The 23,963-nt window shown below is 56.2% G+C and carries 21 protein-coding genes; 13 read left to right on the plus strand and 8 right to left on the minus strand.

What is annotated here, in order from left to right:
* The first annotated feature begins 3 nt into the window (after positions 1-3).
* Together HMPREF1323_RS01155 and HMPREF1323_RS08935 are read left to right on the plus strand one after the other, a co-directional pair.
* The gene (locus tag HMPREF1323_RS01155; RefSeq protein ID WP_044123861.1) at positions 4-999 is read left to right on the plus strand and encodes an aminodeoxychorismate synthase component I; all 996 of its coding nucleotides are present in this window, start codon (positions 4-6) and stop codon (positions 997-999) included.
* Entirely contained in the window at positions 969-1,661 is a 693-nt protein-coding gene (locus HMPREF1323_RS08935) for an aminotransferase class IV (RefSeq protein WP_009432408.1), read from the plus strand. The genes HMPREF1323_RS01155 and HMPREF1323_RS08935 overlap by 31 nt, the downstream gene beginning before the upstream one ends.
* 100 nt (positions 1,662-1,761) lie before the next feature.
* Here HMPREF1323_RS08935 and HMPREF1323_RS01165 read toward each other — a convergent pair whose 3' ends face one another.
* The 8 genes from HMPREF1323_RS01165 to HMPREF1323_RS01200 all read right to left on the minus strand — a co-directional run bounded on the left by HMPREF1323_RS01165 (position 1,762) and on the right by HMPREF1323_RS01200 (position 9,484).
* A complete protein-coding gene (locus HMPREF1323_RS01165) occupies positions 1,762-2,778 on the minus strand; it encodes a beta-1,6-galactofuranosyltransferase family protein (protein WP_009432358.1) in 1,017 nt (338 codons plus the stop codon).
* Positions 2,779-2,792: 14 nt separating this feature from the next.
* Positions 2,793-3,938, minus strand: a complete 1,146-nt coding sequence (gene glf, locus HMPREF1323_RS01170; protein ID WP_009432415.1) for a UDP-galactopyranose mutase — start codon at positions 3,936-3,938, stop codon at positions 2,793-2,795.
* Positions 3,939-4,191: 253 nt separating this feature from the next.
* Complete coding sequence (locus HMPREF1323_RS01175; RefSeq protein ID WP_255344658.1) at positions 4,192-4,557, minus strand: glycosyltransferase; 366 nt, start codon at positions 4,555-4,557, stop codon at positions 4,192-4,194.
* 200 nt (positions 4,558-4,757) lie between these two features.
* Positions 4,758-5,552, minus strand: a complete 795-nt coding sequence (gene mazG / locus HMPREF1323_RS01180; RefSeq protein WP_009432348.1) for a nucleoside triphosphate pyrophosphohydrolase — start codon at positions 5,550-5,552, stop codon at positions 4,758-4,760.
* A gap of 25 nt (positions 5,553-5,577) precedes the next feature.
* A complete protein-coding gene (locus HMPREF1323_RS01185) occupies positions 5,578-7,635 on the minus strand; it encodes a protein-disulfide reductase DsbD family protein (RefSeq protein WP_044123873.1) in 2,058 nt (685 codons plus the stop codon).
* Positions 7,636-7,715: 80 nt separating this feature from the next.
* Positions 7,716-8,750, minus strand: coding sequence for a pseudouridine synthase (locus HMPREF1323_RS01190; protein ID WP_009432377.1), 1,035 nt, complete (start codon positions 8,748-8,750; stop codon positions 7,716-7,718).
* A gap of 4 nt (positions 8,751-8,754) precedes the next feature.
* Positions 8,755-9,105 carry a hypothetical protein gene (locus HMPREF1323_RS01195; RefSeq protein WP_009432404.1) on the minus strand — a complete coding sequence of 117 codons (351 nt, stop codon included), beginning with the start codon at positions 9,103-9,105 and terminating at the stop codon, positions 8,755-8,757.
* A 13-nt stretch (positions 9,106-9,118) separates the two neighbouring features.
* The gene (locus HMPREF1323_RS01200; protein ID WP_232203973.1) at positions 9,119-9,484 is read right to left on the minus strand and encodes an FtsB family cell division protein; all 366 of its coding nucleotides are present in this window, start codon (positions 9,482-9,484) and stop codon (positions 9,119-9,121) included.
* Positions 9,485-10,378: 894 nt separating this feature from the next.
* On the opposite strand from HMPREF1323_RS01200, the gene HMPREF1323_RS01205 reads away from it, so the two are divergent.
* The 11 genes from HMPREF1323_RS01205 to HMPREF1323_RS01255 all read left to right on the plus strand — a co-directional run bounded on the left by HMPREF1323_RS01205 (position 10,379) and on the right by HMPREF1323_RS01255 (position 23,875).
* On the plus strand, positions 10,379-12,355 hold the full coding sequence (locus tag HMPREF1323_RS01205; protein ID WP_009432323.1) for a glycogen debranching enzyme N-terminal domain-containing protein: 1,977 nt from the start codon (positions 10,379-10,381) through the stop codon (positions 12,353-12,355).
* Positions 12,352-13,611 carry a glycosyltransferase family 4 protein gene (locus HMPREF1323_RS01210; protein ID WP_044123862.1) on the plus strand — a complete coding sequence of 420 codons (1,260 nt, stop codon included), beginning with the start codon at positions 12,352-12,354 and terminating at the stop codon, positions 13,609-13,611. The genes HMPREF1323_RS01205 and HMPREF1323_RS01210 overlap by 4 nt, the downstream gene beginning before the upstream one ends.
* A gap of 29 nt (positions 13,612-13,640) precedes the next feature.
* On the plus strand, positions 13,641-14,933 hold the full coding sequence (locus tag HMPREF1323_RS01215) for a glycoside hydrolase family 57 protein (RefSeq protein ID WP_009432393.1): 1,293 nt from the start codon (positions 13,641-13,643) through the stop codon (positions 14,931-14,933).
* Positions 14,934-14,957: 24 nt separating this feature from the next.
* Positions 14,958-15,608 carry a pyridoxamine 5'-phosphate oxidase gene (gene pdxH / locus HMPREF1323_RS01220; protein WP_009432344.1) on the plus strand — a complete coding sequence of 217 codons (651 nt, stop codon included), beginning with the start codon at positions 14,958-14,960 and terminating at the stop codon, positions 15,606-15,608.
* A gap of 13 nt (positions 15,609-15,621) precedes the next feature.
* Positions 15,622-16,551 (plus strand): tyrosine-type recombinase/integrase, encoded by a 930-nt coding sequence (locus HMPREF1323_RS01225; RefSeq protein WP_009432378.1) that lies wholly within the window; start codon positions 15,622-15,624, stop codon positions 16,549-16,551.
* Positions 16,493-18,178, plus strand: a complete 1,686-nt coding sequence (locus tag HMPREF1323_RS01230) for a lamin tail domain-containing protein (protein WP_083845311.1) — start codon at positions 16,493-16,495, stop codon at positions 18,176-18,178. The genes HMPREF1323_RS01225 and HMPREF1323_RS01230 overlap by 59 nt, the downstream gene beginning before the upstream one ends.
* Before the next feature lie 852 nt (positions 18,179-19,030).
* Positions 19,031-19,795: a ParA family protein gene (locus HMPREF1323_RS01235; protein ID WP_009432319.1), complete on the plus strand. Its 765-nt coding sequence runs from the start codon at positions 19,031-19,033 to the stop codon at positions 19,793-19,795.
* Positions 19,796-20,698, plus strand: a complete 903-nt coding sequence (locus HMPREF1323_RS01240; RefSeq protein WP_009432351.1) for a ParB/RepB/Spo0J family partition protein — start codon at positions 19,796-19,798, stop codon at positions 20,696-20,698.
* Positions 20,699-20,722: 24 nt separating this feature from the next.
* Positions 20,723-21,421: a DUF5683 domain-containing protein gene (locus HMPREF1323_RS01245; protein WP_009432372.1), complete on the plus strand. Its 699-nt coding sequence runs from the start codon at positions 20,723-20,725 to the stop codon at positions 21,419-21,421.
* A gap of 11 nt (positions 21,422-21,432) precedes the next feature.
* Positions 21,433-22,920, plus strand: coding sequence for a lytic transglycosylase domain-containing protein (locus tag HMPREF1323_RS01250; protein WP_009432345.1), 1,488 nt, complete (start codon positions 21,433-21,435; stop codon positions 22,918-22,920).
* Positions 22,921-22,966: 46 nt separating this feature from the next.
* Positions 22,967-23,875, plus strand: coding sequence for a sugar phosphate nucleotidyltransferase (locus HMPREF1323_RS01255; protein ID WP_044123863.1), 909 nt, complete (start codon positions 22,967-22,969; stop codon positions 23,873-23,875).
* The last annotated feature ends 88 nt before the right edge of the window (positions 23,876-23,963 follow it).

Raw genomic sequence — 23,963 nt, forward strand, 5'->3', positions numbered from 1 at the left:
GTAATGCACACTCCCTTCCAACCCAGTGAGCAAGTATGGGCTACCCTCGAGGCGATGAACGAAGCATCGCACAGAGGGCAGCCCTTCTTCTTTATCTTAGACTTCGAGCTGCAGGAGGGCGTCTTCGTCCTCGAGCCACTGCAGCACCACGACGGCTCGCTCTTCTTTGCCTTCCCCACGGCGAAGACACCCGATCCCATTGGCTTGAAGGGAAAGCTCACGCTCACCCCTTCGCTCGAAGCCCCCGAGCGCTATGCCGAGCGCTTCGACATCATCCACCAAGGGCTGATGCGGGGAGATAGCTTCCTCACGAATCTCACCATCCGCACACCCATCGAGACCGAGGCCAGCTTAGCGGATATCTACCTCTCTTCCGAGGCGACCTATCGCGTCCTCCTCCCTGGGCGCTTCGTATCCTTCTCGCCCGAATGCTTCGTGAAGCTCCAAGGGGATGAACTCGCTACGCACCCGATGAAGGGTACCATCGACGCCCGAATCCTTGATGCAGCCGAGAAGCTCCGAGCGGACTACAAAGAGGGCTGCGAGCACCATACGATCGTCGACTTGATGCGCAACGATCTGAGCCGCGTAGCCGAGGGCGTGCACGTCCGCCGCTTCAAGTACCTCACTGAGCTCCACACCTCCTCGGGACCGCTGCTGCAGATGAGCTCCGAAGTCGTCGGAAGCGTTGACCGTAGCGAAGGGCTCCGATTAGGCGACCTCATCCTCCAGCTCCTCCCCGCAGGCTCCATCAGCGGGGCGCCAAAGGAGCGAACTGTCGCGCTCATCCAAGAGGCGGAAGGCCGTCCTCGCGGCTTCTATACAGGCGTCTGCGGTTACTTCGATGGCGCAAGTCTGGACTCTGCCGTTCTCATCCGCTTCGTCGAGGAGGATGCTTCGGGAGCGCACTTCTATCGCTCGGGCGGCGGCATCACCATCAATAGCGTCGCAGAAGACGAATACCGCGAATGCTTGCAGAAGATTTACATCCCCCAGTAGCGGGTGCCACCTCACCGAGCTTCATCGAGACCTTCATGCTCCGTGGTGGAGAGCTCATAGCAGGTGAACTCCATCGGGAACGCATGCTTCGCACCCTCCGAGAGCAGGGGGCGGATACCGGAAGTACCTTTCTACAAAGTCTCCTTAACACCTCCCCTTGGCGGGAAGTCGAGGCTTACCTCACGGGACAACAGATCCTCCCCACCACGACCTACCGCCTCACGCTCGAGTACAGCCTCGCAGGGCTCTCTGCCATCCGCCTCGTGCCCTACTGCAAGCGGACGATACGCGCACTGCGTCCCATTCCCCTCCCCGATGGCTTCGAGTACAGCTATAAGTATGCTGACCGAAGTTTCTTCGAGCGGGTGAAGGCTGAGCTTATCAGCGATGAAGAGCCGCTCTTCGTGCGCCCCGACGGCACTATCACCGATACCAGCTTCACCAACGTTCTCATCGAGACCGAAGCAGGCTACCTCACCCCCACTCGCCCGCTCCTCAAGGGCACTCAGCGCGAAGGGCTGCTACGTGCCGGCCTTATCGCCGAAGCCGACGACCTTACCCTCAGCACGCTCCGCTCCAAGGCTAAGGCCATCCTCCTCATCAACGCACTCCTTCCACTTGAGGAAGCCCTCCGCCTTCCCCCCGAAGCCCTCCAAGACTGATTTTTTACCCACAAAAATTCTCGCCCCTCAGCACGAAAATTCGGCTGTGAGGCGAGGTCGTTGTTTATTGATAAGAGAAGCCCTCTTATCTCTTAAGATATCATAGCGCAGAAATGATATTACGTAGATGCAAGCCTTGGGTAATCTTCATCTGTTCCACTTGCACCGCCTCACGATATCGGGTATATTGAGCGATATCAATGGAAGCTAAACGCTCAGGAAGCTCCAAGAGGGAATCTACGGCAATACCCAGCTGATGCTCCAACACATAAGGTGCAATGGCAGAATGTCGCCATACAATAAGTGGTATCCCTGCTGCTATATAGAGTGAAGCCTTATGAGGGGCATTGATTTTTAGATACTCTCCGATACGCCCTGTGCAAGTCGTGATAGCTTCTCCATCCCAAACCAATCCATAATGCCCACGAAGCAGGGTCAAGTCATCAGGAGCAAACTTCCCTTTAAACTGAAGTTCATCTGATAATTCAACCTCTTCAGAAAGCCCAACTCCATAAAGCAAGACGTGGAGATTGGCACCTACGATTTGCTGAAGCTCTGGGAGGAACAGGCTCTTGCCTAAGTTCCCCGCAAAACAAACCTCTCGAGGTGCACCCTCTTGATAGTTTAAAGGGGAGGGAGGCGGAGGGGTAGCTAAGTAGTCAAAGAGCTGCAATAGACGGATACGATCAGCAGAGATTCCACTAGAGATAAGTAGCTCTTGCATCGCTGGGGTATGGGCTATAATCGAATCAAAGCAACTCAACTGCTCTCTCTCTTCTTCGCTCAGCTTCCCCGTATAGCGAACGGATTCTATATCATGTACAATCGTAGTAAGGCGCACACAACGCTTTTTCAATAGCCAGTGCCACTTAAAGAGAAGTTTCGTTACGGGATATTGAAGGCATAGCTCTGTCCCCTTAGGAAGACTTAAAATCGTGCGTAGGAGTTCCAAGCTAACTAAGGGCACACGCAAATAGCCAGGCTGATCAAAGCGCAGATTGATATGGCGGGTCTCATAGCCACAGCTTTGAAGGATCTCTTCAACGTCTGCAGGGGCCTTCGAGCGAGCATCTAATGCGGAGCGATCTCGTAAGAAAACGAACTGAACCTTTTTCATAGCTTACCCTCCCTCTATGCAAAGACCTTATCAACCAGATCAAGAGCTTGTGCTATGACATGATGCATATCATAGTACTTATAATCCGCCAGTCGCCCACCGAAGAGATAATTAGGGAGGGCTTCGCCAAGTGCACGATACTGGGTGTACAGCTGCCCATTTTTCTCGTCATTGACGGGATAGTAAGGCTCTAAACCTACATGCCACTCGGTAGAATACTCCTTGGAAATTATGGTTTTGGGATTCTGATAGATCGCATCTCCAAAGGTTTCAAAATGCTTATGCTCAATCACACGGGTATAGGGTACCTCATACTCGGTATAGTTCACGACAGCATTCCCCTGGTAGTTGGGGGTATCAAGGGTCTCAACCTCAAAAGAGATAGAGCGATAAGCCAAGGGCCCAAGTTTATAATCGAAGAGCTCATCAATAGCCCCTGTATATAGGATCTTCTCCCCTAAGGATTCATACTCCGCACGAGAGGCTAGGAAATCAACCTCACAACGCACTTCTACTCCTTCAAGAAGCTTGTCAATAAGAGAATTATACCCTCCCTGTGCTGGGATTCCTTGGTACAGATCATTAAAGTAGTTGTTATCAAAGGTCAAGCGGAGAGGTAGGCGCTTTATAATGAAAGCGGGAAGCTCTGTGCATCTACGCCCCCACTGCTTCTCTGTATAGCCTTTGATCAGCTTGTGATAAATGTCACGACCCACAAGACTAAGAGCCTGTTCCTCTAGATTACGAGGCTCATTAACTCCCTGACGCTTGAGTTCCTCCAAGGCCTCAGCTCGCTGTTCCGCAAGCTTTTCTTCTGCCTCTTGAGGTGTACGACACCCCCAGAGAGCATAGTAGGTATTCATATTGAAGGGCAGGTTATAAAGATGCCCTTCAAAGTTCGCTACGGGTGAGTTCGTATACCTATTGAAGTCTACTAGAGAGGTGACATAATCCCAAACTCGCTTATTCGAGGTATGGAAAATGTGAGCGCCATACTTATGGACGCTGATGCCTTCACGTGATTCACAATAGATGTTCCCACCTGTATGGGGACGTCGCTCCAGTAAGAGACACTTCTTTCCTCGCTTGGTAGCTTCATGGGCAAAGACCGCCCCAAAGAGGCCAGCCCCCACGATCACAAAATCATATAATGCACTCATGATTATCTATTTATAACTATTCCTCAGCGCCCGCGCTGGCTTATAGCCAACTCTTACCATTGGACATCAGACGGAGCCGAACGAATGTCTGAACAAAGTTATTACTTTTTATCAACCTACAACCTCCTTACTGCTATTTATTCCAGGTATTTATGGACTAAAGTCTCCCCCTGTGGGCAGGGCATCAGAGCACTGTGCGGAAGGAGGGAAATTTTCGTGCGCACGAAAATTTGGCGCCCTGCGGACGGAGATTCTACGACGAGGCGAGCGAGCGGAAAAGACGGGCGAAAAGCCCCGTATAAGCCGCAGGACTAAAGTCACGAGCGATGCGCTCACGCCCCTGTCGCCCCATAGCTCGCCGCTCCTCGGGATGCGTGAGCCTCCAACGGATGGCTTCGGAGAGCACCTTCGCATCCTGTGCAGGAGCTAAGAGACCCGTTTGCCCAGGGAAAATGAGATCACGGCTTCCAGGGATATCGCTCACGATGGTCGGGAGTGAGAGTGACATAACTTCGCGCACCACACGGGGCGAAGCGTCACGCCTTCCTCCACGATGGGCGAAGAGATGCCCTCGCGAGTGATGTAGACCTCGAAGTCGGGGAGCTGAGCAAGGCCTCACGCCAAGACGAGGACGGCTTCATCAGCCTCACGGTGCGTGATAAGAAGACGAATGGGGGTATGGGTCTGTGTCATGTAGTGGACGTATCTATAAGGGATTAGGCCTACCTACCCCACTCGCACTTCGGAGAGGCGGGCTGAGGGCAGGTAGGCCTAATCATGTATTGCCAGAGAGGCAAGAGAATCGGAGTAAGTGGCGAACTATGGCTGAGACTCCAGACGCTTGGCCTCGTCCCAGAGGGCGTCCATCTCAGTGAGGGTCATATCCCGCAGGGAGCGACCAGCCTCCTTTGCCTTCGCCTCGACATAGCCAAAGCGGCGGATGAACTTAGCGTTCGTTCGCTCGAGCGCATTATCTGGATTGATGCCGTACTTGCGAGCGACGTTGATGACGCTGAAGAGGAAGTCACCCAGCTCGGCTTCGGAGTCTTCTGCAGAGCCAGAGGTGATGGCCTCGCGAAGCTCACGAAGCTCCTCGTCGACCTTCGTCCAGACATCCTCGGGTTGCTCCCAGTCGAAGCCCACTCCGCGTGCCTTGTCCTGTATGCGGTAGGCCTTGATGAGGGTGGGCAGAGAGGCGGGGACTCCCGAGAGGACGGTCTTATTCCCGCCCTTCTCTTGCTGCTTCAGTTCCTCCCAGCGCTCCACGACAGCCCCAGCAGAAGCAGCTACCGCCTCGCCGTAGACATGCGGGTGGCGGTAGATGAGCTTATCGCAAAGGGCATTGGCCACATCGCAGAGGTCGAAGGTACCCTGCTCCTCGCCGATGGTGCTATAGAAGACAATGTGCAGGAGCACATCGCCCAGTTCCTTCTTGACCTCCTCGGGGCGCCCTGAGAGGATCGCATCGGAGAGCTCATAGACCTCTTCGAGGGTATTGGTACGGAGGCTCTCGGTCGTCTGCTCACGATCCCAAGGGCAGTCCTTACGCAGGCGCTCCATGACATCGAGGAGACGGCTCATAGCCGCCAGCTTCTCTTCTCTACTATGTAGCATATTCGTTTGAGGTGAGAGGGAAGGGTTACTTACGCTTGTCGAACTCGCTGAGACCCGACTTGAGGAAGTTCAGGTACGCAGAGACGTCTTCGTTGAAGGCGTACGAAGGAGCCAGGGGCTTGCCCTGATGATCCAGCAGGACATAGAAGGGCTGTGCGTTGGCACCGAACTTCATGCGCTGGAAGTAGCTCCACTTATCACCGACGGTGCGGAGCTTGACCTTCTCCCCATTCTCCATGATCTCGATAGGCTCCTTGAGCGGTGCCTTCTCATCGACCATAAGCGTGATGAGGACGTAGTCTTCCTCGAGCATGTGCTTGACGTTGGGATCAATCCATACCGACGCCTCCATCTTACGGCAGTTCACGCAGCCGTAGCCAGAGAAGTCGATCATCACAGGCTTCCCTACCTGACGGGCATAAGCCATACCAGCATCGTAGTCGTCGAACTTCGCATGGACCTCACCATTATATAGGTTCAGATCCTGCGTGCGGAGGGGTGGTGCGAAGGCACTGATAGCACGCAGAGGTGCACCGACGAGCCCAGGCATCATATAGACGGCGAAGGAGAAAGAGATGATCGCGAGGAAGAGCGCTGGAATAGGCGTCTTCTCCTGTGGTGCATCATGTGGGAAGCGAATCTTCCCGAGGAGATATAGCCCGAGGAGGATAGCGATCACGATCCAGAGCGAGAGGAAGACCTCACGGTCAAGGATACGCCAGCCGTAAGCCAGGTCAGCGATGGAGAGGAACTTCAGCGCCAGAGCCAGCTCGATGAACGCGAGGACGACCTTCACGGAGTTCATCCACCCACCACTCTTAGGCATCGACTGCAGGAGGTTGGGGAAGATAGCGAAGAGCGTGAAGGGCAGGGCCAGCGCAAGTGCGAAGCCGAGCATCCCGACAGCAGGAGCGAGCATCCCCGAGGAAGAGGTAGCAGCCTGGACGAGGAGCGTACCGATGATAGGCCCGGTGCACGAGAAGGAAACCAGCGCGAGCGTGAAGGCCATAAAGAAGATGCTGATGAAGCCCGAAGCCGAGTCTGCCTTAGCGTCCATCTTCGCGGTCCAAGAGGCGGGCAAGACGAGCTCAAACGCCCCGAAGAACGAGATCGCGAAGATGACGAGGAGGATAAAGAAGGCGACGTTGAAGATAGCGTTCGTAGCCAGATTATTCAGGGCATCCGAGCCGAAGACCGCCGAGACGATGAGCCCCAGTGACACGTAGATCACGATGATCCCGATACCATAGAGCAGAGCGTCACGGATCCCCTTCTTACGGTCAGAGCTTCTCTTGAGGAAGAAGCTCACCGTCATGGGGATCATAGGCCATACGCAGGGAGTGACCAGCGCCACGAGACCACCGAGGAAGCCCCCGACGAGGAGCATCCACAGTGAGCCTTCGGCCTGATTCAGAGCCTTGTCACCATAAGCCTTCAGCTCAGGGATGACGGGGGCCCATAGGTCGGAGGAGGCGAGAGCGGCAGTGTCCTGAGGGGCTACCGATAGCGTATCTACCGAGGCTACACTATCGGCTGAGGGCTCCCCCAGGCTGGTAGCGGTGGCTTCGGTGGTAGCAGGTGTTTCTTCGGTGAGCTTCGTAGCTGCGGCGTCACCGAGCTTGCCCAGCTCCTTAGGCTGGACAGTGAACTCCCAGTTAGCGGGAGGGAGGCACTGCTCATCGTTGCAGGCCATATATCGGATAGCCCCGACGAAGGCGAACTTCTTGGGGTCTGTGATACGGATCTTCTGACGGAAGGTGACCTTACCACTGAAGAAGCGCAGGGTCATCTCGAAGTTGGGGTCATACTTCTCTATGGGCTTCTGCGTGGAGGTTAGGCCACCGACGAGTTCAGCCCCCTCGATCTTATCCACGAGAAGGTGCGTAGGCGTTGGGCCACCCTTAGGGAGCTCCGTGCCGTAGAGATGCCAAGGATCCTTGACCGTAGCTGTGAAGACGAGGACTTTCTCCGTAGGAGACTTGTCCTCTACAGAGCGCGACCAGGTGACAGCATCGCGGATGACCTGAGCGTTGAGCCCCATCCCCAGAAGGAGGACAGATAGGCCCAAGACGAAGCGACGCACCGCCGAGAGGGAGGGGCGCAGGGGAGCAAAGCTCCGTGTCTGTTGATTCATTGCGGACATTGATTTTATATGATTAACTGTTAGTTCTTCTTTGACTTTGCTGCAGGACTCTTAGCTGCACGAGGACGAGGTGCCGTGCTCTTGAGGAGCTTACGGAAGAGTGGAGGAATGGGCTGACGGAAGTCAAGGAGCTTCTTCGTCACGGGGTGAACGAAGCTCAGACGCGTCCCCTCAAGTGCCACTCGACCGAGGTCCTTCTCGGGCGAACCATTACGCCAGTCCCCGACGATGGGGAGGCGCAGGGCTGAGAGCTGACGACGCAGGCGGTTGTTGCGCCCTGCGAGGAGGGATATCGAGAGCAGCGTGCGGCCATTGCCTTCGCTGATGACATGCCATTCAGCACGGCCTGCAGCCTGATCCTCCTCTGAGCGAGGAGTGGAGCGAGTCGTGCGTGCCTTCTTCGCCCTCGAATCCTTGCCTTTGCCCTTCTTCTCTTCGGGAGCGGGAGGCATCAGGATGCCTTCAGACTCCCGAGGTGCCCCCTCAAGGACTGCGGCGAAGAGCTGCTGACGGACATAGTTCTGCCAGTGATCACTAAGCTCACACTGGAGCTCGGCGCTCTTAGCGAAAACGACAAAGCCCGCACAATCCTTATCGAGTCGATTGATGTGGTAGACCTTCGCCAGCGGATTGAAGCTCTTGAGGTGCTCCGACAGCAGGCGCAGAGCGGTCTTGTCCTTCTCCTCGCCACTTGCTACCGTCGGCAGACCAGCTTCCTTGTGAATGACCAGCAGGTACTCATCTTGGTAGAGGATATCGATCTGCTTATGCGTAAGCGTCTTCGGCAGAGGAGCAGGATGAATATTGACAGTATCTCCGGGCTGGAGGGGCGCATCGAACTGCGTCGTCGGCTCCGTACCGATGGCGATGAAGCGGTCGTGCAGGAGCTGCTTGACCGTCGTGCGGCTCTTATCGGGCAGTGCCTCGATGAGGAATGCTAAGAGCGTCGTCGGATGGCCAGCATCGACATAAAGGCGCAGCAGGGGCTTTCGCCCACCAGGCACCGCGATGCGCTCCGCACGGACGGGCTGCTTAGGGGTGGATATAGAGGTCATATTTTTAGTTCTTTTTCTTTTCGTCCATATAGAGCAGGACGTTGCCATAGATCATATAGACCAAGCCCAAGGCCAGGAAGACAAGCCAAGCACCTCGGCCGAAGGAGTCAAAGACACCAAAGCGTGCTACCGCTGAGAGCAGGAAGAGGAGGCCCGAGAAGACTCCCATACGAGCTACACGTCTCAAGATGCGCGAAGCATCCTGCTCGGGAGCTAACACGTAGTACAGACCATACCCTACAGCCCCAAGACCGTAGAGGATATCAAAGAGACGGTGCTCCGTGAGGGCGAGTGCTGCACCCGATATGATGAGCAGGACACTGACGATATAGAGGTACTTATACTTTACTTGCATAGGGCCTTAGTGCTTATTGCTGAGCTGCGGTAGTCGTGTCAGGAGCAAGGACGAAGACCTCCTCACCAGGCAGATGCATATAGTACTGCTCTCGGGCGATACGCTCGATATGCTCGCGGTTGTCACGGATATCGCTGAGGCGAGCGCTGTCTGCTTCATACTGCGGGAGATAGCGATTGTACTCCTCTTGGATAAACGCTTTGCGGCGCTGATTCTTCACATAGTGGAATAAACTATTGTTCCCCAGAAGGAAAGTGAAGATGAAGACAGCGACCCCAGCCAGGATATATCGGAGGGCTGGATAGCGCTTATTACATGTCGCTATCGAGGTAAGGAAGCGCTGCAGGCGCTCCATAAAAGTGGGCTTAAGCTCGGTCATTATCTGTTGGCAGAGGGTCGCAATACGACACAATAATATAGTGCTAAAATACACAAAAGCGCAGACTTGTTCCATTCGCCCCTAAGGCATGCTTCACATTCCCGCCTCTAAGCAGAGGCTGTTGCCTTAGAGTCCTACCCTCTTTTTAGGGTTTAGAGTGCTAAGGCATCGCACGCCCAGCTCCCCGACATACCTCTCCGAAGTGGTACGCAAGCCCTTCGCCTTATCACGCCTATTCCCCTTATTCAGCGGAGGGAAAAGTGTCCTTCTCATGAAGAAAAAAGCGCCTTCATGTAGTGGTTTTTCCGCATCTATGCACGTAGTCTTAAAGACCTGGCACGTAAACCCAAATATCCACGTACGTAGATATTAGGGCCACGTACGTAGTCCAAACTTATCTGCCACTCGTTCGCAACTTTTATCCCTACGCAGAGCAACAACCTAATAGAGGTCACTTCACAAAGCTATACGGAATCAGTCCAAAGCTATATAGCTTTCTTCGCCATCCTATATAGCTCTACCCCACCTACCCATACACCTAATATATGAGATCATTGCGCAAGCCCACCTCTTCATTACTCGTACCTTCTTCCCTCGAAAAGCGGAGTCTTTAGGTTGAGAAGAGCGAAGGAGGAAAAACGAAGCAGTACTGGTCAGCGATATGACCAGCACTAGTGCATCTCCCTCCCCTCATTGATGTGGGCTTATTCCCTATATCTGAGCGCTCTCGGAGTAGCCTCGCACTATGCTCTATCTACGGGAGGATGAAGACTTGGCAAAGCAGGCACTAATTCGTAACTTAGCAGGAGAATTATACACGACTTCGCAAGAAGGGGCTTCCTCTATGAGTCCAATGATCGTGCGGAGCCTGACCACAATGAAGCGACACTTAGCATGAGTTACCTCAAGTTCGACCGCCGACTCATGGCCAACCTCGATGAGTCCACCCAGCGGGAGTACATACGTACCAACCGCAAGGGCGCCTATTGCTGCTCCAGCATCGTAGGCTGTAACACACGCAAGTACCACGGCGTCCTCGTCATCCCCGTCCCCGAACTCAGTGAGAACAACCACGTACTACTCTCCAGCCTCGATCTGACGATCGTGCAGCATGGCGTGCCGTTCAACGTCGGTATCCACGAGTATGAGGGCGATATCTTCAGCCCCAAGGGGCACAAGTACATCCGAGAGTACAATGTCGACATCGCCTCCTCGACGACCTATCGTGTCGGAGGCGTGGTACTGCAGAAGGAGTTCCTCTTCTGCCACTACACCAATAGAATGCTGCAGCGCTACACGCTCCTTGAGGCCCACAGCCGCACGACCTTGAGACTCTCTCCCTTCCTCGCCTTCCGTGACGTAAAGATGCTCACGCATCGCAATGATCAGTATCACGGAGACTATGGTCAGGCTAAGTCGGGGGTCACCTTCTGCCTCTATCCAGGCTATCCTACGCTCTACCTCCAGCTATCAAAGGCTCATAACTTCGTCTCTGACCCACACTGGAATGAGCGTATCGAATATGTCAAGGAGCGCGAGCGTGGCTACGAATACACGGAGGACCTCTATGTCCCCGGCTACTTCGAGGTCGACATCGAGGTCGGCGAATCGATCTACTTCTCAGCTGGCGTCGAGGAAGCCGATCCCGATACCTTGGCACAGCTCTTTGCTGAGGAACGAAAGATCCGCACCCCTCGCGAGGACTTCCGTAGCTGTCTGCTGAATGCCGCCCTGCAATTCTACTACCGCCCCGACGCTACGCACGGCTACCTGCTGGCAGGCTATCCATGGTTTGGGGTGCGAGCTCGCGACCTCTTCATCGCCCTCCCTGGGTGTACCATCTATGCCGATGCTCCTGAGCGCTTCTACCGCATCATGGACACAGTGCTCCCAGATATGCGAGCTTTCATGCGACAGGAGGGCATCTCCAAGGAGATACGCAACATCAACGAGGGAGACATCGGTCTCTGGGCCATCTGGACGCTACAAGAGTATGCCCGCTGGTCCAGCCTCCCCGACATGGTCAGCCGCTATGGCGACTTCCTCGATGAGCTGATACACTATTATCTACGCAACGTACACCCCAACCTCCGCATCGATGATAACGGGCTGTGCGTGATGACGGGAGACGGGCGTCCCCTCTCATGGATGGATGCGAAGGTCAATGGTCAGGCGGTCGTCCGCCGTGAGGGCTATCTCGTCGAGGTCAATGCCCTGTGGTATAATGCCCTGTGCTTCTACCGCGAAGCCCTCCCCCAGAAATGGTCTCCTGAGCTCGAGGAGCTGCTTGGTCGCGTACAGCAGAGCTTCTGCGACACCTTCATCAATCAGCACGGCTACCTCTTCGACTACGTACCCCCACACACCTCTTGGCGTGACTGGAGCGTGCGTCCGAACATGGTCTTCGCCACCTCACTCCCCTACTCGCCCCTACCTAAGGCCACCCGTCGCTCCGTCCTCGAGATCATCACTCGTGAGCTCCGTACGCCGAAGGGCCTCCGCTCCCTGAGCCCGAAGAGTGACGGCTACCAGCCTCAGTGCCACGGCACACAATGGCAGCGGGAGCAGTCCTACTACAACGGCTCCGTATGGCCTTGGCTCCTCGGCCCCTACTTCGAGGCCTGCATCAAGCTCTACGGGCGCAGTGCTATCTCCTTCATCGAGAATACGCTCATCGGCATGGAGGAAGAGCTCCAGCAGCACGGCGTAGGCACCGTGAGCGAACTCTTCGACGGCAACCCGCCCTTCAAGGGACGTGGAGCGATCTCCTTCGCCATGAGCGTCGGAGAACTGCTTCGCTCACTTGCCCTACTCGAAGAGGCTAAGAGTAAGTACGACACACAGATCCTCCCCATAATTAGATACGAATGAAAGCGCTCATGTTCGGGTGGGAGTTCCCACCACACATCCTCGGTGGTCTCGGTACAGCCAGCTATGGCTTGACCCAGGGTATGGCAGCCCAGGGCGATATGGAGACGACCTTCGTCATCCCCCGCCCCTACGGCGATGAGGACAAGAGCTTCCTCAGGATCATCGGTGCGGGAGACACCCCCGTCGTCTACCGAGACGTCAACTACGACTACGTCCGTAATCGTCTCGAGGGGAAGATGGATCCCGAGCTCTACTACCGTCTACGGGATCATATCTATGCGGACTTCTCCTACCTGCCGACAAATGACTTGGGCTGCTTTGAGTTCTCGGGGAAGTACCAAGACAACCTCCTCGAGGAGATCAACAACTACTCCATCGTAGCAGGTGTCATCGCTCGCAGTGAGCCCTTCGATATCATCCACTCACACGACTGGCTGACTTATCCAGCGGGGATCCATGCGAAGCAAATCACCGGTAAGCCCCTCATCGTACACGTCCACGCCACGGACTTCGACCGCAGTCGTGGCAATGTGAACCCCACGGTCTTCGGTATCGAGATGGACGGGATGAACCACGCTGACCACATCATCACGGTCAGCGACCTCACCCGCCGTACCGTCATCGAGAAGTATCATCAGGATCCAGCCAAGGTCACGACCGTGCACAATGCGGTCACGCCACTGGCTCCCTCAATCCTCGCACTCCCCGACCGCCGAGGTGTCCGCGACAAGGTCGTCACCTTCCTCGGGCGTATCACGATGCAGAAGGGCTGTGAGTACTTCGTCGAAGCGGCTGCGAAGGTCTTGGAGCGCACGCAAGACGTCCGCTTCATTATGGCCGGGAGTGGCGACATGATGGATGCAATGATTCGTCTCGCCGCAGAGCGCAATATCTCCGACCGCTTCCACTTCACGGGCTTTATGAAGGGCCAGCAGGTCTATGAGGTCTTCAAGGCCAGCGACGTCTACGTTATGCCCTCCGTCTCGGAGCCCTTCGGCATATCGCCCTTGGAGGCTATGCAGTGTGGCGTCCCCTCGATCATCTCCTACCAGTCGGGGTGCGCCGAGATCCTCAACTATGCCGTCAAGGTAGACTACTGGGATATCGACGCTATGGCCGATGCCATCTACGCACTTATCACCTATCCCGAGATGCACCGCTTCCTCAAGGAAGAGGGGCTTCGGGAAGTCAACAGCATTACTTGGGAGGCAGCTGGACGTAAGGTCCGCGCCATCTATGATCGCTACGTCCGCTAATCACTACACCGACATACCCGCTATCCGTTATGAAAAAGATATGCCTCTGCTTCCAGATACATCAGCCCTATAGACTGCGTCGCTATCGCTTCTTCGACATCGGCAACTCCCACTACTACACCGATGACTACCTCAACGAAGAGGTCTTCGAGCGCATAGCTGATGCGTGCTACATCCCTGCTAACCACATGCTCCTCGAGCTACTGAAGGCCTACCCCGACTTCCGTGTAAGCTTCTCGATCTCGGGTCTGGCTCTTGAGCAGATGGAGTACTACAAGCCTGCACTGATCGATAGCTTCAAGGAGCTCGCTGCCACAGGGCGCGTGGAGTTCGTCGCTGAGACCTATGCGCACTCCGTCGCCTCGCTCTATGATCCCGTAGAGTTCAGAAATCAGGTACGCATGCAGCAGACGAAGCTACGCGAACTCTTCGGTATTGAGCGCTCTCGTGTCTTCTGCAATTCCGAGCTCATCTACTCCGATGAGATCGCCAGCGAGGTGGCAGCAATGGGCTACGAAGGGATTATCACCGAGGGCGCTAAGCACATCCTCGGCTGGAAGAGCCCGAACTATCTCTACGATGCAGCTGCAGAGCCTCGCACTAAGCTCCTGCTACGTAACGCCCCTCTTACGGAGCTGGTGACGAACCACTTCACCAACTACGGCTCTCCCGAGTATCCCGTCACCGCCGACAAGCTCCTTGGCCGAGTCAAGTGGCTTCCCGAAGGAGAAGACTTCACACTCCTCTACATGAACTATGAGGTACTCGGAGCGATGCACCGCCGTGAGTCGGGGATCTTTGAGTTCTTCAAGGCGCTGCCTCTCTTGGCTCCCGACTATGGTGTGGGCTTCGCCACCCCATCGGAGCTCCTTGACGAGCATAAAGCCATCGCACCTCTTACCGTAGCTTCGCCCATCAGCTGGGCAGGAGAAGAGAAGAGTACCAACGAGTGGAATGGCAACATCCTCCAGCAGGGTGCCCTCGAGAAGCTCCGCCAATGGGGTGAGCGTGTGCACGCTCTCGAGGATCGCAGCCTCCTACAGGACTGGCTCTACCTACAGAGTGCCGACCACTTCTACTATATGAATACCATCAACTGGGGAGGCCATCCCTTCAGCCCTTATAACTCGCCTTACGATGCGTTTAACAACTATATGAACGTACTCAGTGACCTCCTTCTCCGTATCGAGGAGCAGGCACCGAGCAGTATCGAGACCGAAGAGCTAAATTCCTACCAGCAGACGATCCACGCACAGGACGAGCGTATCGCCGCCCTCGAAGCTGAGATCCGTCAGCTCAAGAGTGCTAAGGGGAAGGCCTAAACTATCCAGTTATTCATCACAATTATGTCTAAGGACCTACACTTAGAGAATATCCGCCGCGAGTACACCTCGCTCAGCCTTAGCCGCAGGGACCTCCCAGCCGATCCCCTCGAGATCGTCAGCACATGGATCGACCAAGCTATAGAGGCTAAGGTCAACGAACCCACTGCCGTCATCGTAGGGACAGCGACTCCCGAAGGACGTCCCAGCATGCGCACCGTACTGCTGAAGGAGGTCCTCGAGGGGCGCTTCGTCTTCTACTCAAACTACGACAGCCGTAAGGGCAAGCAGATCGCAGCTAATCCTCACGTCGCTCTCACGTTCCTCTGGCATGAGTTCGAGCGACAGATCCACATTGAGGGGACTATTGAGCGCCTCCCAGCTGCTGAGAGTGATACCTACTTCGCTATGCGCCCCTACAAGAGCCGTATCGGAGCACGTATCTCCCCACAGAGCCAGCCCATCCCCTCACGCGAGTACATCATGATGCGCTTCGCAGCAGAGAGCCTCCGCTTCGTTGGGCGCGAAGTGCCTCGCCCAGAGAACTGGGGAGGCTTCGCCGTGACTCCCTCGCGTATCGAGCTCTGGCAAGGGCGTGACAGCCGCCTGCATGACCGCTTCCTCTACGAGCTACAGGAGGACGGCACATGGAGCCTTAAGCGCTTAGCGCCTTAGCCGACTAACTACGATGCCTCCTACCACCGATTCGATCCGCGCCTTCCTCGACTACCTCAGCCACGAAGCGGCCGCCTCGCCCCTGACTATAGAGACCTACCAGTCCGACCTCAGGAGCTTCACGGCCTATGCTGAGGAGCGTCTGGGCGAGCCATTCGTGCCCTCCGAGGGCGACCTCGACTTGGTGCGTGGCTGGCTATCGGTCAAGCTTGACGAGGGGCTGAAGACCTCGACGGTGGGGCGATGCCTCACCTCCGTTAGGAGCTTCTATCGCCACCTACTGAAGACGGGGCAGATCAAGCGCAATCCCATCCAAGCCCTCCGCCCGCCGAAGGCCGCACGCCCGCTCCCCGTCTATGTACCTACCGAGGATATGGAGCAGATGCTCTCGGAGGAGGTCGACCCGACGGACTGGCGAGCGGTACGCGACCACCTCATCCTCACCATACTCTATGAGTGTGGCCTACGTCGCTCGGAGATCGCTGGTCTCCGTGACCAAGCCGTCGACACCACCGAGCGTCAGCTCAAGGTCTTAGGTAAGGGGCGCAAAGAGCGTATCGTCCCCTTCGGCAAAGGTCTTGCCGAAGAGATCGAAGCGTGGCGTCACCTGCGCACCTCTATCTTCGGCACGACGGAGTCCTTCTTCGTCAGCAGCAAGGGCACGCCGATGGCTCCCCGTGCCGTATATCAAGTAGCACATGCAGCACTCGCCACCGTCCCCAATCTCTCCCGCCGAGGTGCGCACGTCCTGCGTCACACCTTCGCTACCGATATGCTTAACTCTGGAGCAGACCTTATGCTCCTACGCGAGCTTATGGGTCATAGCTCCGTCTCCACTACCGTACGATACACACACACCTCCTTCGAGCAACTAAAGAAACTCTATGCGGCACATCCGCGGGCAGCACGTACGCCCCGTGATGACCGTCCCGACAGCGATTGACCACCATCGCCCTGCTTGCTCGGAGCCAACACAGCTGCCGATGTATAGCTACCGTTACCCTTTTCTCTGCCTCCTTCTCCTCACCTTCCTCCCTATCTGCGCCTCTGCCCAAGTGTGGCAAGCAGACTTCTCCACCGAGGGTACGCCCGCCGAGAAGCACTGGCGCTATGACCGAGAGCTCTACCATATCGCTGGGGGAGCCCTGCATCTTTCCGTACCCAAGGAGCCTGCACGAGGGAGTGCTACACTCGCTACGGATATCCTGCTTCCCGAGCGTCCCATCTGGTGCGGACAGGTGAAGACTGATCTCAGCCCCACAGCCTACAACCATGCGACGATCCTCCTCTGTGCTATCAAGCCATTGGAGGGGAAGAGCTACGAATATGTGGCATTAGACTTCGGGCAAGGTGGTCAGCAGCGTATCAATCTAAGGCGGGTGAAGGTCGGGCGAAGCGATAGCCATCCCACAGAATTCATACTCAGTCCTCTTGGACGCCCACTTATCAGCAGTCCTGTCCTACTGAATGCCTCGGGCAGCTGGGACTATGATGTCCGCTACAGTGCCGAAGCTGGCTGGCAACTCTACCTGCGAGAAGCGGGCAGTGAGCAGGAATGGGAGCTCATCGGCGAGGAGGAAGGCTTCCGCCCCATCCTCCCTGAGAAGAACACCTTCGGTATCAGCTGTACCTTCACCAGCACGCACCATATGAGTTGGCACTTCCGACAGCTCCGCATCTACCCTGCGAGCGAGACTGATCCCATAGGTGAAGAGGGCACTCCACCTCGACCAGAGCCTGTCCCAACACCCACACCTACTCCCCGACTCGGTCTACTTCTCTCCGAGGTTATGCCACACCCCAAGGCAGACTGTCCCGAATACATCGAGCTATACAATGCCGGCGACTCCCCTTGTGAGCTGGGAGACTATGCATTGGCGGCAGGACGTGACGGCTCGTCTTACAAGATCACACCCCTTCCACCACGCACGATCCCAGCAGGTAGCTACATCGTCGTGACGAAAGATCCCGATGCCTTAGCAGCTGCTTACCCCGATGCTCCTCGGGAGACCTTCGTGAAGGCCAGCATTCCTCGCCTACTCAATCAGAGCGGACTCATAGGACTTCTCCTCGGTGATGACGGACTGGTAGTCGACCTCCTGCACTACGACAGCAGCCTCCTTCCCAAGGGGATGAAGAGCAAGGCGGGCATTGCCCTGGAGCGAAAGGACTATCAAGTCACCGAAGAGGCTGGCAACTGGTATGCAGCTTCGCGCTCGGCTGGCTTTGCGACTCCTGGGAGAAAGAACTCCGCTCCCGAGGATAGTGGTAGCGATAAGGGCAATAATCCCAAGGAGCGCATCTCTGCAGAAGAGCTCTTCGCCTTACTTGATAGTGCTCCCGACAGCGAATGTCACTTCACTCTCTACCGCCTGACGGGTGAGCTTCTCGCACGAGGTACCTCTCTCGCACGTGACTCTTGGATCCAAAACCTCCGCACCATGCCCGCCGAAGCCCTTCGTCTCATTGGGGTTTCAGCCGACGGACCACTTCTCCTGCACATCCGACTTACCCGCCCCGACGGCACTCGAGAAGAGCGCTCACTCCTCTTCCGTCTTGCGGCTCTCTAAGAGAGCAGTAACTTGTCCAGACAGAGGTAATATAACCCTATACTGATACCCATTCGCAAGAGGGGAATTAGAAACCTATATTGGTCGCTGGGTGAACCTATATTGGTTCGCTTCACGATCTATATTGGTCGCAACGTGGATCTATATAAGACTGTTGCCGAGAGTCCTGTCCTCTGTTTAGAGAGCTAAGGCATCGTGCACCCAGCTCCCCGATATACCTCTCCTCAAAGACACACACAAGCCCTTCGCCTCTTCGCAAGTATTCCTCTTATCCAGCGGAGGGAAAAGTGTCCTTCTCGTGAAGGCAAAAGCGCCTTCACGTAGTGGTCTTCCTCTGTCTACGCACGTAGTCTTAAAGACCAGGCACGTAAATCCAAATATCCACGTACGTAGATATTAGAGCCACGTACGTAGATATTAGAGCCACGTACGTAGCCCAAACTTATCTGCCACTCGTCCACAACTTTTGTCCCCTACGCGGAGCAACAACCTAATATAGGTCAGCGTGATGACCTATATAGGTTCACCCAGCGACCAATATAGGTTCACTATCCTATCACGAAGGCACCAAGGCAAGCACTTAGCTTGCTCTTCTTACGCTCTTCCTTCTGAGAGCTTTGAGAGGGAGGTAAGATAATGGTTTGGAGTGATGGGGCGACTTCCTCTGCCTCAGGGGCGTACTCTGAAATTTAATCCGAGAGCTCCAGCATTCAGCCAGGGCAAGGAAAACATATCGGTGAGAAGTAGTAATTTTGTGGGCTAATTAGGTAAGTCTGCCCTCATCCCAAGTAAAGGGTCTTGAGAGGCCGATACCACCGACAGCATACATTATATATAGAGACATAGAGCATCATGGGCAAAGTCATCGCATTAGCCAATCAGAAGGGCGGAGTGGGTAAGACCACGACCGCTATCAATCTGGCAGCTTCCTTAGCCTCCCTTGAGAAGCGCGTCCTCCTGGTCGATACGGACCCGCAGGCCAACGCCACTTCGGGGATCGGTATCGATGCCTCTCAGATAGGCAAGACGATCTACGAATGCCTCTGCTCTGGCCTGCCTGCTACGGAGGCCATCACGAAGACGGTCGTCGACGGCCTTGATCTCTTGCCTTCGCACATTGATCTGGCGGGGGCAGACCTCGAGCTACTGGAGCGCTCGGAGCGTGAGTATATCCTCCGCTCTGTCCTCGCACCCATCCTTGACCGCTACGACTATATCCTCATCGACTGCTCCCCCTCACTCGGCCTGATTACTGTCAATGCTCTCGTAGCAGCAGACTCCGTGCTCATCCCCGTGCAGTGTGAGTACTTCGCACTCGAAGGGATCTCTAAGCTCCTCAACACCATCCGTATTGTACGCCAGCGCCTCAATGCACAGCTCGATATCGAGGGCTTCCTCATGACGATGTACGACAGCCGTACACGCCTAAACAACCAGATCTATGAGGAGGTCAAGTCCCACTTCAAGGGCCTCGTCTTCGAGACGGTCATCCAGCGCAATGTGAAGCTCGGCGAAGCTCCGAGCCATGGCCTCCCCGCTCTACTCTACGATGCCGATAGCCGTGGAGCCATCAACCACCTACAGCTGGCAGCCGAGCTGATCAACAAGAATAAGTAGATGTCCGCAGCAAAGAATAAGAATGTCCTGGGCCGTGGCCTGGGGAACCTCCTCGGAGGAGAGACTGCATCAGCAGCCCTCCAAGGCACCGTTTCTATCCAAGAGCTTCCGCTGGAGAAGATCGCTCCCAACCCCGATCAGCCCCGTAAGCACTTCGAGCAAGAAGGCCTCGAGGAGCTCGCAGCCTCCCTGCGTGCTCTCGGTCTTGTACAGCCCATCACCGTACAAGTCCTCCCCTCTGGCTCCTACCAGATCATCTCAGGTGAGCGTCGCTGGCGCGCTGCTCAGCTGGCTGGCCTGAAGACACTCCCCGCATACATCCGCTCGACACAGGAAGGCGAACTGCTGGAGCTTGCTCTCATCGAGAACATCCAGCGCGAAGACCTCAACGCCATCGAAATAGCCTTGGCCTACCAGCAGCTCATCGAGCAGCATGGTCTGACACAGGCGAAGCTCGCCGAGCGCGTCGGGAAGAAGCGCGTCACCATCAGCAACTACATCCGCCTGCTCCAGCTCCCCGCTGAGATCCAGCTTGGACTGACGCAGCGCCTCATCGATATGGGCCATGCCCGAGCCCTCCTGCAGGTCGAGGATACCGAGCGCCAGATCGAGCTCTACAACCTCATCATCACCGAGCACCTCAGCGTCCGTGCTGTGGAAGAGCTTGCCCGTGCTATCGCCGAGGAGCCTGAGGCTACGCCCCTCTCCACACCACAGTCACAGCGGCCTGTGAAGGCTGAGCGCAAGGACTTCAAGCTCCTTGAGCGCCACTTGGCTCAGGTCTTCTCATCGAAGGTCACCCTCCGCTGCTCCGCGTCGGGCAAGGGTAAGCTCACGATCCCCTTCTCTGGTGACGAAGACCTTGAGCGTATCATGCAGCTCCTCGAGCGTATCCAGCAATAGCTCCACAGCAAGCCTCATCGCCCTATGCGCATCCGACTCCTGATCGCCCTCCTCTCCCTACTGATCCTGCCCCATGCCACGGCGTGGAGCCAGGAGTCCCTCGTGCCGACGACCTATGATATGCCTTCGCTCCTCTCTGCGAGCGACAGCGTCGCCCCCAGCACGCAGGAGCCACTTCCCAGCTTTGAGAAGCAGGCGCTGAAGATCCAGCAGCAAGCGCTTTGGCAGCCCAACTCCACCAAAGCCATCCTCTGGGCCTTCCTCCCAGGTGGCGGGCAGATCTACAACCGCAAGTACTGGAAGCTCCCCATCGTGTGGGGCGCCTTCATGGCCTGCTACTACTCCATCACGTGGAATAACCGCCAGTATCAGGAGTACCACGCAGCCTATCGCGACCTCTCGGGGCCCGATCCCGAGCACAACACCTCTTGGCTTGTCTTCGCCCCGACGGGTACACAGGCCTCCGACTACCAGCAGTACCAGTCTTCACTGCGCTCCACGCTCAAGCGAGGCAATGACTTCTACCGCCGCTATCGAGATCTCAGCATCGTCGCTACGGTTCTCGTCTACGGCCTCTCCATTCTCGATGCTTATGTCGATGCCGAACTCTACACCTTCGACATAAGCCCCGACCTCTCTCTACGGGTCGTCCCCGAAGTGGGACTCCCTAAGCTCGGTCTTCCCTCCTATCAGATGGGGGTGAACTGTAGCCTCACCTTCTAAATTCCTCCCCGATGAAGCTTCACATCAAGCTCCTCTCGGCAGCCTTCCTCCTCTTCCTCTCGGCATCCAGCCTCTCCGCTCAGGTGGATAGCACGCGACGCGCTGACCGCATCGCTTCGCCCTTCACCCTGGCCTCTGCCCTTCTTGATCCCATCACCCTCCCCACCTCGCTCGATAAGGACGTGGAGAAGATGCTGGAGCAGTGGTACACCGGCTATGGCAATGCTACAGGTAAGAGCACAGGCTCCCGCTACGGCTCCGTGTCCGTCCCCTACACGCCAGACAGCGTCTATGTACGCATGCTCAACAAGATGCCCTCCGCGATGCGATTCAGCTACAATCCCCTCGTACGTGAGGCGATCGAGCTGTATCTCTTCAAGCGCCGTGGTCTCCTGAGCTCCATGCTCTCCCTCGGAGATCTCTACTTCCCCGAGATCGAGATGGCTCTCGACAAGAATGGCCTCCCTATGGAGCTCCGCTACCTCGTCATCGTCGAGTCGGCACTCAATCCTAAAGCCATCTCACCTGCTGGTGCCGCTGGCCTCTGGCAGCTCATGCTCCCGACGGGTAAGATCTACGGCCTCACGGTCAATAGCCTTGTCGACGAGCGCATGGATCCCGTCAAGAGCACCGAGGCGGCCTGCCGCTTCCTCAAGGATCTCTACCGCATCTACGGCGACTGGTGGCTCGTCCTCGCAGCATACAACTGTGGCCCTGGCAATGTGAACCGTGCCCTTCGTCGTGTGAACACTGATCGCCCAAACTTCTGGGACATCTACCGCTACCTGCCGAACGAGACGCGCCGCTATATCCCCCTCTTCATCGGAGCTTACTTCGCGATGCACTACCACCGCGAGTACGGCATCTACCCTCGTCAGCTGGGTCGCCCGCTGGCTACGGACTATTACACCGCAAATCATCGCGTTACCTTCGATCGCATCTCCGAGATTACGGGGGTATCGACGGACTTGATCTCGACGTTCAACCCACAGTTCCGCCGTGGCATCATCCCAGGGAACAATATGCCCTATCCCGTACGCCTCCCCCTCTCAGCCATCCTCAAGCTTGACAGCGCAGGGAGCGAAGTGAATTCGCCCGAGCTGCGTGTGAACCTCGAAGGGCCCAGCAACACCGCATCGACTCGCTCTGCGACAAGAAACCAGTCCTCCAGCGAAGAGGGGGCAACTGCCACCGAAGAAGAGCAGCCCGTTCGCCGCACCCGTGGGCAGAAGGCAGAAGCCAAGCAGCAGACGACGACCACAGCTCACGTCGTCACCACAGGTGAGACGCTCTACTCCATTGCCCAGAAGAATGGCATCAGTGTAGAGGAGCTCAAGAAGAGCAATAACATTACCTCCGACAAGCTCCGCCCTGGGCAGACGCTCCACATCACCAAGGTCTCCAAGACTTCATCCACGGCAAAGGCCTCCAAGCACTCAAAGGGCCATAAAAGTCATGAGGCCCATAGCTCGAAGAAGAGCCGCCGTGGCAGACGCTAACAAGAGATACAATACAACAAGCAATAGCTTCATAACAATCAAAGCAATGAAACAGCCAACATTAGTCGTCCTCGCTGCAGGTATGGGTAGCCGCTACGGTGGCCTCAAGCAGCTCGACGGAGTCGGTCCCTCAGGGGAGACCATCATGGACTACTCGATCTTCGATGCCATCCGTGCAGGCTTCGGCAAGGTCGTCTTCGTCATCCGCCGCACCTTCGAGCAGGAGTTCCGTGAGAAGATCATCTCGAAGTACGAGCACAAGATCCCTGTTGAGGTTGTCTTCCAGGATCTGGACAAGCTCCCCGAAGGCTTCACTGTACCCGAGGGTCGCGAGAAGCCTTGGGGTACGAACCACGCCGTCATGATGGCAGCAGAGGTGATCAACGAGCCCTTCGCCGTGATCAACGCCGACGACTTCTATGGCCGCCACGGCTTCGCAGCTCTGGCTGACAAGCTTCGTAGCTTCTCCGACAGCCACGACAAGTACTGCATGGTCGGCTACCGCGTAGGCAATACACTCAGCGAAAGCGGTACGGTTGCACGCGGTGTCTGCGAGGTAGATGACAAGGGCTTCCTCACGGGGGTCGTCGAGCGTACCTCTATCGCTCGTCGCCCTGATGGTAAGATCGCCTTCACGGACGAGAACGGTGAGGAGCAGCTCCTCGAAGAGAATACGCCTGTATCAATGAATATGTGGGGCTTCACGCCTGACTACTTCCAGCACTCGGAGAAGCTCTTCTGCCACTTCCTCAATGAGCAGAAGGCGAATCCTAAGTTCGAGTACTACATCCCTCTCGTAGTCAACCACCTCGTCGCAGAAGGCACCTCTACGGTAGAAGTCCTTGACACGCCTGACTCTTGGTTCGGTGTCACCTACGCCGAAGACCGCCCCGACGTCGTCGCCAAGCTCGCAGCTCTGGCCTCTACGGGTGCCTATCCCGAGAAGCTTTTCTAAGGCAACACTCCTACTATAATTAGATACCGATAGCTCTCCCCATCGTCCCCACGTGCTCCTTCGGTAGCGTGTGGGAGCGATGGGTAGG

It is taken from the genome of Porphyromonas sp. oral taxon 279 str. F0450, from assembly GCF_000292995.1.
In the GTDB taxonomy this organism is placed as follows: Bacteria; Bacteroidota; Bacteroidia; order Bacteroidales; family Porphyromonadaceae; genus Porphyromonas; species Porphyromonas pasteri.